The organism is Enterobacter vonholyi, assembly GCF_008364555.1.
GTDB classification, from domain to species: domain Bacteria; phylum Pseudomonadota; class Gammaproteobacteria; order Enterobacterales; family Enterobacteriaceae; genus Enterobacter; species Enterobacter vonholyi.
In genome coordinates, this window is sequence record NZ_VTUC01000006.1 from 867,395 (window position 1) to 875,388 (window position 7,994).

The following is a 7,994-nucleotide window of genomic DNA, read 5'->3' on the forward strand; positions in this document are numbered from 1 at the left end:
TTTCGACAATCATCTAAAATAGATTGCATATCCTGCAAACAATTAGAATCAAGAATATATTTTTGAAAAAACAGCTCCAGGAAATCTAACACTTCATTATAAGATTGTAAATTTATCATGGTTCCTCTGGCAGAATATCAATCTTGTCGAAATTAATAACTCTATTTTCAGCATGCAGCTGTTGAACATTACCTTGGCCGTATTCAGGGTATGCCTTAGTAAACGGTTCAAGTGGCGCTCCTGGTCTATCGCCGAACATTCTCGGGGTTCGCACTTGCGGAACACCATTTTCATATAATTGAAGCGTATCAAACTCAGCTCTAAGACGTCCATCACTCCATGATTTATCCAAAGGATCAAGTGGATTCAATTTATCTGCTCCTTTGATCTGGAATGCATCTCTTACTGTGCGGCCGGAGTCTAATTTATCAAAACCAAAATAAGTGACTGGTGCGGATTTGGATTCAAATGTTTTAGGCACCCATGCATTAATAGTACCGTCATCCTCAAGATACCTCATATAGCGATAGGCTGTAGAAGGCATTGTAGCGCTTGGCCCCGCTGGACCAACGTAGAAATCAGGTTTCGTTTTACCGCTACACTCACGGCTCAACCCCCACGGATCCACCCACCCCAGCGCATTCGGCGCATACTGGTAAAGGTTTATCCCCCCCGCCAGCCCTATCGGGTCCTGCTGCGTAAACCTTCCGCAGTCCGGGTCGTAATACCGGAACAGATTGTAGTGCAGCCCTGTCTCACGGTCCAGGTATTGCCCCTGCATGCGCAGGTTCTGGGAATATCCTGATACCTGCGTCTCGCTTTCCCGCAGCAGCTTGCCCCAGGCGCTGTTGACCCCTTCCCAGCGCACCTGCCCTTCGACATCCGTCATCCGCTCCGGCGTGCCGTTGGGCTGGCAGTGGAACCAGAAAATCTCCGGCGCTTCGACACCGTCAATACGCGCCAGAGGGTCGTAGCTGTCCTGGTCGCTGTAGACGTAGGTGAGCGGCACATCCCCGTGCAGCTCCTGCAGCAGACGGAACCCTTCCCAGACAAACCAGGTGGTGACCGGCTTGCCCGTTGGCTGTCCGCCCAGCATCTGGCGTCGCGTTTTACTGATGCGTCGCCCGAGCGGATCGTAGCGGAAGCTGACCTGCGTCTGCGGTTTGTTGCGATCCCGCGGCTGGCTGATGACCTCCGTCAGGCGGTGTTCACCGTCGTAGCGGTAGTGCCAGCGGGTCTGGCCGTTATCCTTCTCTATGGTGCGGCCGTGGATGTCATAGCGCCAGCGAATGCCGTTCAGCTGCGTCAGGCGGTTGTGCGTGACCTTCTCAACAGATCCTTCGAGCGGGTTACCGGCAGCATCCCAGCGCCACTGCTCCTGTCCGGGCAGCGAGCCGTCCTGAACGAGCAGACGCCCGGCGCTGTCGTACTGCCAGCGGTACCAGCTGAAGGGGTTATCGTCCCGCTCTTCACGCACCAGGTTATTGCGGTAGTCGTAATCCCAGCGGCGGGACCAGCGGCGCGGCGACGGACGCTGGGCATTGCCGGTAAAGACGTCCCGGCGATGCAGTCGGCCAAGACGATCGTATTCGCTGCGGGTGGTCAGCAGCCCCTGGGTGCGGCTGGTCTCGCGGTGAAGTTCGTCGCGGGTAAAGTCGGAGACCGACAGCTTATCGAGCGCAATGCTGAGCAGATGCCCGCTGCCGTAGTAGAACTGCTTCAGCTCGCGGCCATCGGGCAGCGTGACGGAGGTGCGGTTGCCCAGCGCGTCATACTCCCACGCCAGCTCGCCGTGCTCGCCCGCTTCGCGCGTCACGCGCCCAAGCGCGTCATACTCAAAGGCAAGCTCCTGCTCTGCCTCGGTGGTCCACACGTCGGCTGCAAGTGCAGGATGCAGCCCAATCCGGCTTAATAGCCCGGACGGCGTGTAGTGATAGCGGGTCTGGCCTTCCGGCGTGGTGCGGGCGACCAGCTGGCCGCTCGCGCTCCAGGCGAAGGCGTGGGTGATGGCCTCCGGATGACCGGCGGCAAAGGTGCGCGCAATCGTGCGCCCGCAGGCATCATAGCGATACTGCGAGGCCACGCCATCGAGCCCCACCTCTTCCAGCAGCAGCGAATCTGGCCCCCAGCGAAACTGATACGCTTCGCCGTTCTCGTTTTCCAGGGCAATCAGACGCCCGCGGCTGTCCCAGCGGCGGCGCACCTCTTCCCCCTGCGTATTACGGGTGGCGGTTAAGCGCCCCGCCTCGTCGTATCTGAACTCGCTCTCTTTCCCGTCGGCGCCCGCGTGCTTCACCGGCAGACCGCGTTCGTTCCATTTGAGCGATTCCGTCCAGCCTTCCGGGCGATCGAGCTGCACCGGACGCCCTGCGGCGTCGTAGCGGTAGCGCGTCTCTTCCCCGTCGGCGCCAGTCTCAGCCACCAGCCAGCCCAGCGGATGATAGCGATAGCGGGTAATACGCCCGGAACAGTCGGTCGAACATACGATCTGCCCGGCCTCGTTGTACTCCTGGTAGCGGCTGTTTCCGGCGGCATCGACCTCTTCAACGACCTGACCGAACTCGTCCCGGCGCAGCTGCGTCGTCTGCCCCATCGGGTCTACCACGCGCTTGAGCCCGTGATGTTCGTCGTACCAGAACCGGGTGGCGCTGCCGTCGGCTTCAATAATGGCCGCAGGAAGCGCGCGGTGCTCCAGCCAGGTGGTGGTGCGGGTGTTGCCGTCGGCATCGGTCTCCTGCACCCGGTTGCCCATCTCGTCGTAGACGAAGGTGACGGCGTTGCCGAGCGGATCGATGCGACGCGTGAGAAGCTCGTTATCATTCCACTCGTAGCGCCAGTTTTCACCGCGCTCGTCAACGTAGCGAACGATTAGATTTTGCGCGTTCCAGTAGTGACGGCGCGTCTGACCGTCGTAGTGCTCGACGGTCGTCAGCCCGGCGGCTAAATCGTAGCTAAAGCGGCACCCGTCGCCGGTGCTGGTACGGTTTTCCACCACGCGCCAGTGGTCGAATTTTTGCCACCGGTATTCGCTCTCCAGACCGCCCGGCATCCGGTGCCAGACCATCAGGCCGTGGTCGTTGTAGCGGTATTCACGCGTCACCACGCCTGAGGCATCCGTCGCGCTCGCCAGCTGGCCGCGCGCGTCGTAGCCCCACTGCATCAGCGGCCAGGTCTGGTTGCCGTCGAAATGGCTGGCTGCGGTCACGCGCTGCGGGAAACGTTCATCGTCATAGCGCAGGGTAACGTCGATTGCCCGCGGCTCGTCGTGAATACCAGTCAGCCTGCCGTGCTCGTCCCACTCCGTAAGCAGCGCGTTGCCGTATTCGTCGCTGAGGGAGGCCAGGCGCAGTATGGACGGATTCGCCCGGGTCGGTTTATACAGACGCCACACCGCGCCGTCATCGTCGGCAATCGCCACGTCGCCGTTCTCATTGCGGCGGATAATGATGCCTTCGCTGATGCTGTAAAATGCCCGGTCGACAGGCGGCAGTTCAAAGCTCAGCTCGCGCCCGGTTTCGTCGAACCAGGTGGCATTGTTATCTTCCAGCGAGAGATAGCTGTCAAAGGTCGTTGCCCAGCCCAGGCCGAACAGCCCTTCGCGGGTGGTCAGGCTGTTGTAGCTGCGCTGCCAGCGAAGCGGGAAGCGCCCCGGCAGCGAGAAGTCGAGCTCGTCGTCGTCGTTCAGCACCTTCACGCCGGTGGCGGCATGGACCGGATGCGAGGAGCCAAACACGGCGTTGACCGCCATATCCGCCAGCATCCCGCCGCCGGCCGCCGCCAGCGCGCAGGGCATGTTTTTCAGGATCTTGCCCGGACGCCCGCGCAGCAGGGAGAGCGCAATCATCCCCAGCGCCAGACCCGGCGTTTTACCGCTTTTGATATCGCGGACCGTAAGCGTGTCCCCGCCGATGATCACGTTCGGGGAGACGTCGTCGGAAACGGTGCCTTCGCAGGTGGTGCGATCTTTCGCACGCACCGCGGGCTGCCCGTTGATAAAGACGCTTTTGGAGCCTTCCGCCAGATACTGCGGCCCGGAGTGTTTTTCACACGCCACCTTATCTTCTTCCAGCGGCGAGGTTCCCGCGGCGGCTGAGGCCACGCTCGGCTGCCACATTTCGCTGCCAAACTGTCCGGCGGCGGAAAGCAGCATGCCCGCGTAATCGGCAAAGCTGCCCGGCGACTGCGGCTCAGGGGACGGGGTATCGGCGGGCGTGAGCGTGCCTGCCGCGCGTGCGGCGGGGATTGCGTTGGTCAGAACGTTATTTGAACCGGTGGTGATTTTACCCGCAGGTGACGGCGGGAAAAGCGCATTGCCTAATCCTTCCGCGGCGTTGCTGATATCGTCGGTAATACCCGCCACGTTCGCCAACACGCCACCGATAATCCCGCTTAACAAACAGCTGGATCCAATTGCCGCCACGCCTGCGGCGGCAGCACCCGCACCGAGTAGAGGCGCGGCAGCCGTTGCCGCCAGCCCCACTGCCGCACCGATCACCGCATAGGCGGCACCTTCCGCCACAATGCTGGTGATATCAGCAAAAATGCTGGAGTGAATAATCTCGTCGCCCTTACGGGCCGCGTTGTTATCGCTCATGCCTTACACATTCCGGTTGTCGTTTAGCGTCAGACTCTGCTTAAGCGCGCTCCAGCGCACCTCGTCCTCTTCGATAAAGGCTCTGAGTGCCGAGAGGGTAAAAATCATCAATACCGGTTTGCCCGGCGTCTGCACGGCCAGCTGTTTTTGCCACAGGCGCTGCCCGTTACGGTCAAACGTGGTCTCAACTTCCAGCCCGTTAATGTTGCCGTCAGGCCCGGCCTTTACGTTCCTAAATTCGCTCTGGGCGATCTCACCCATCTGAGGACGCAGTACATCCCACTGGCGGTGAAACTCTTGTTCGTAGTCGCTGCCATCGGGAATCACGCCGCGGCTGACCACCACGGACAGCCCGCTTTCGTCATCGCGAATAATGTTCATGCTGTTATCCTGCCAGGCAGCAGGAAAAAGGGAAAATGAACCTTCCTGGAGGGTGTATTTCATAAGTGAACTCGGGATGATTAATATTGAGAGAAACAAGAAGGCCAATCCATGCTGGCCTTTTGGCTGGCTGTATAGTTATTTAAGCCACTGGCCTGACTGCTCGACTAAAACATGGTTGCCTTTGCTGACAACCAGATTCACGGGGGCGTACGTCACGGTATAAGCGACCTCGCCATTCTTGTACGTTGAGCCGATTATTTTACCTGCGGAGTCGTGCAACGTTTTTCCCTTTAAGGAGATCGTACTGTTATCGCTTTTTCGCACGCCGAGATAGAGCATCTCGTCACATTCGCTCTCAAAATGACCGCACCTGTTTTTCAGAGAAATAGCGAACTTTTCGGTATCCAGTTTTCTGGTTTCAGCGTGATGAACCGAAGCGGCTTTACGTAACGTATAGCGCTGTGGAGCATAATCATTTCCTTTTTGAGGAGGCGTTACCAGACGCCATTCCATTTCACTCCCCTTTATTTCCAGAACAGCCCGTCCGCCTGCGCCGCCAAACGATGAGTTAAACGCTACGCTGGCACGATTGCCAGCGATGGTACCGCTAAGATTACGCTCATCATTTTCCGGGCAATCTATGCGGTTGCCTCTCCGGGATATATAGCAATAAGACCCGGTGATGCGGTTGCCTGATTCAGCTAACCGCAGGGTTAACGTCGAGTCGTCGCCAGCTCCGCCTGCCCAAACCCCGTCAAACGCAGGTCTCGACTGGCTGTTCGTTGCAAACTGCATCGTATTGAACCTGGTGGCCCATTGCTGAATATCGGCATTAATACCCGGGCTATTATCAGAGGATTGGTAATGGATTACGTCCGACTCCGGAACCACCCAGGCCGCAAAGATTTTGCCGTCAGGATTGATAACCAGCGCTGACGCGTTCTCCAGATAAAGATCTTTTAGCCAGCCTTCAACAAACAATCCTCCACCTGTGGTGGTATGCGGTTCGCCGAAGACGTCAAAGTTATCAATAAAGGTTTGGTAGTGATTTCCCAGCAGCGTCCTGAGATTGTCTGTCACTTCACTGTCGTTAAGGATGCGACCTACCGTAACGAGCTTATTATATTGCGATAATTCAAGTGCCGATGACGTTTCAACGACGCCTGTCAATAAAGCCGTGAACAATGCGACTGCCAGATATTTTTTGGTCATAAATTATTCTTGAGAATCATTTTTGTAATTCATCGTTATTTTTATAACGTTGCCACCTTTTATCTCAAAAGAGAGCAATTCTTTATCCAATTCGTAGGTAATCCACTGCTCCCCGGCATCATTTTCGACCTGACCGGTACCGTATGCGCTGTTCAGTTCCTTTCTCGTTGAACCCACATGGACACCGCGCGGCGTTGCGAATTCTACGGCAGTCAGCGTAATCTGCGACACGATATAATCATCAACGCTTCGTTCAGCTTTATCCCACCAGAGATTGGAACTGAATATTTCTAACCCAGCTCTTTGATGCTGGAAGAATTTATATTGGACTCCATCAAAAGGAACCTCACCGGTAAAACTGCCTTCCACCGGCACGCCAATTTTACGGGCAATATCAGGCGTCCATCTGTCGCCCAAGGCGACAGGCAGGTCTTTGATCTGTACTGAAAAATCCTGTTTAGTCAGAATGGATGGCTTACCTTGAGCGAAAACCACATTGCTGCCAGGACAGCTAAACATCAGGACCGAACAAAGAAATATTGGCGTATGTTTTTTCACGTTAATCGTCATTTATTAAATGTGTATGGTCATTATCACCCTGAAGAAACCGTCAGGACATGAGTGCAGTATTTCTTAGTCGGCGCTAATGACGACTGACCCCAGACAGTGAGGATTTTTCACGGTGAAGCTGAAGCTCACTTTTTGTCCATTCATATCTTTTCGGGCTGTATAGCTGGTCACTTCGTTCTCCGAACGGCCGCGCGGATAATCAGTTAACCTCAGCTGCGGATAGCGCTTTTTAACGGTATCAAGCGTTATGCATTGACCTGAGGAAGGTGAAAAATTCAGTAAAGGCGCCATGCCGTCGTTTTGTTTGCTTAAACGTAACCCAATTGCGGTTATGTTCGTTCCATCAGCGAGTTTGATATCGTCGGCATTGTAGAAATTGATATATTCATTTTGCCTGGTCATCTTAAACGATAACGGCGCGTTACTAAGGGTTGTAACGGATAACGTCTTAAGCGATGCACTCATCCCGGAAATAAACATCCAGAGATCCTTTTTCTGTGCTTCTCCTCCAGCCATTCCCGTCGTTAGTAACGCGATAAGCACCGCACCTGCTTTACTCATCTTTGGCCGTAAATTTCGCCTGCACCGCCGCATCAATATCCCCTTTATGCCCCGATCCCGGTGCCGTGGTGCCCGGTTTTGTACCAGAGGTATTCAGATGCAGCTTACCGCCAGTGGTGATATACCCATCCCCTTCCACGAAGAAGTTAAATTCTTTACCGATCAGGTTAATCTTGCCGTTAGCATTCAGCTCAATGGCACTCTCACCGGAGACCAGCCGCAGCTTCGTCCCGGAAGCAATGACGTACTGCTCCACCGCCGCATCCAGCTTGCCTTTCCCCGTCAGGATCTCGGTGCCACCTTTCACGGCCTGAGTCTGATTCGCTTCCACGCGATGCAGTTCATTTTTCTTCACGTAATGGCTGCGCTCGCCGCCGACGCTGTGCGTTTCATCATTTTTAACGCTGGTGTCCATGTTACGCTCGGCCTGGATCCACACCTGCTCTGCGCCCGCTTTATCCTCAAACCGCAGGGCGTTGGCGTTGTCCACGGAACCGTCTTTCGTGCGGCTCATAAAGCCCATCTGCGTCGCCGCAGCCGGTAGCGCCCACGGCGGCATGCTCGCGTCGTTGTACACGCGACCGGTAATAATCGGCCGGTCCGGATCGCCGTTGATAAAGTCCACCACCACCTCGTCGCCGACGCGCGGGATCTGCACCCCGCCGTAGCCCTG

6 protein-coding genes are annotated in these 7,994 nt (G+C 56.3%); all 6 read right to left on the reverse strand.

Annotated features, from left to right (window positions below):
• Window positions 1-115: 115 nt before the first annotated feature.
• Window positions 116-4,594 carry an RHS repeat-associated core domain-containing protein gene (locus F0319_RS12895; RefSeq protein WP_149367119.1) on the reverse strand — a complete coding sequence of 1,493 codons (4,479 nt, stop codon included), beginning with the start codon at window positions 4,592-4,594 and terminating at the stop codon, window positions 116-118.
• Window positions 4,595-4,597: 3 nt separating this feature from the next.
• Window positions 4,598-5,038 (reverse strand): DcrB-related protein, encoded by a 441-nt coding sequence (locus tag F0319_RS12900; RefSeq protein WP_149367120.1) that lies wholly within the window; start codon window positions 5,036-5,038, stop codon window positions 4,598-4,600.
• Window positions 5,039-5,113: 75 nt separating this feature from the next.
• Window positions 5,114-6,190, reverse strand: a complete 1,077-nt coding sequence (locus F0319_RS12905) for a hypothetical protein (RefSeq protein WP_149367121.1) — start codon at window positions 6,188-6,190, stop codon at window positions 5,114-5,116.
• 3 nt (window positions 6,191-6,193) lie between these two features.
• Window positions 6,194-6,748, reverse strand: coding sequence for a hypothetical protein (locus tag F0319_RS12910; protein WP_240168094.1), 555 nt, complete (start codon window positions 6,746-6,748; stop codon window positions 6,194-6,196).
• 75 nt (window positions 6,749-6,823) lie between these two features.
• The gene (locus F0319_RS12915) at window positions 6,824-7,321 is read right to left on the reverse strand and encodes a hypothetical protein (RefSeq protein WP_240168095.1); all 498 of its coding nucleotides are present in this window, start codon (window positions 7,319-7,321) and stop codon (window positions 6,824-6,826) included.
• Window positions 7,314-7,994, reverse strand: a 681-nt coding sequence (locus F0319_RS12920; protein WP_274596038.1) for a type VI secretion system Vgr family protein, incomplete at its 5' end; no start/stop codon positions are given. The genes F0319_RS12915 and F0319_RS12920, both read right to left, overlap by 8 nt.

Excerpts from the sequence above, each read along its gene's own strand:
- F0319_RS12895 (WP_149367119.1), bottom strand. The coding sequence starts at position 4,594 with ATGAGCGATAACAACGCGGCCCGTAAGGGCGACGAGATTATTCACTCC.
- F0319_RS12900 (WP_149367120.1), bottom strand. The coding sequence starts at position 5,038 with ATGAAATACACCCTCCAGGAAGGTTCATTTTCCCTTTTTCCTGCTGCC.
- F0319_RS12905 (WP_149367121.1), bottom strand. The coding sequence starts at position 6,190 with ATGACCAAAAAATATCTGGCAGTCGCATTGTTCACGGCTTTATTGACA.
- F0319_RS12915 (WP_240168095.1), bottom strand. The coding sequence starts at position 7,321 with ATGAGTAAAGCAGGTGCGGTGCTTATCGCGTTACTAACGACGGGAATG.